Origin of the sequence: Streptomyces glaucescens (assembly GCF_002154375.1) — a bacterium.
Lineage (GTDB): Bacteria > Actinomycetota > Actinomycetes > Streptomycetales > Streptomycetaceae > Streptomyces > Streptomyces glaucescens.
Genome location: NZ_MUND01001133.1, coordinates 1 through 683, shown reverse-complemented (window position 1 = coordinate 683; position 683 = coordinate 1). Strand labels below are relative to the sequence as shown.

The window sequence follows — 683 nt, the reverse complement described above, 5'->3', positions numbered from 1 at the left end:
GGTCGGTGGGGTTGTTGCCGGCCGGGGCGGTGCCCCAGACGAGGCTGCCGGCACGGGTGGCGGTGACCTTGGTCCAGTCGCCGTAGGCGGTCTGGCTCGCGCCGAAGGAGTAGTCGTCGCTCTGCCGGACCGGCTGCCAGGTGGACTGGTAGAAGCGCAGCTGCATGTCGCCCGTGTCCGTGCCGGGGGCCAGGGAGCCGGCGCCGGAGGTGAAGCCGATCTCCAGGTAGCGGTCGGCGGTGTCGGTGGGATGGGCGAGGGTGCCGAAGGTGCCGGTGATGTGGGCGCAGCCCTTGGCCGCCCAGGAGCAGGCGAAGCGGTAGACGGCGTGGGGCGAGTCGGCCTTGAAGTAGTAGCGGACTTTCACCTCGCTCAGCGGCAGGGCGGTGGTGGCGGTGTTCCTCACCTTGAACCAGGGCTCGCTCTGGTCGGCCGAGGCGCCCGAGGCGCTGGTGCGGTACTGCACCGTCAGCCCGCCCGCGGCCGTGGCGGTGCCGGGCAGGGCGGCGAGGGCCGCGGCACCGAGGGCGGTGACGGCCGCCGTCGCGAGGACGGCGCGCAGCCTGGTGCGGCGTCGCTGCGCCGGTCGGTTGTCGTGACTGGTCACGGTGGTGTCCTCTCCGTGGGGGGTGGGATGTGGTCACGCGTGGTGAGCTGGGGCGGTCACGCGGGGTGTGGTGGGT

The 683-nt window shown here is 73.2% G+C and carries 1 protein-coding gene; it reads right to left on the bottom strand.

Annotation, left to right across the window (positions count from 1 at the left end):
* On the bottom strand, positions 1 to 607 hold a 607-nt coding region (locus CCN42_RS41045; protein ID WP_422641144.1), incomplete at its 3' end, for a cellulose binding domain-containing protein.
* Positions 608 to 683 lie beyond the last annotated feature (76 nt).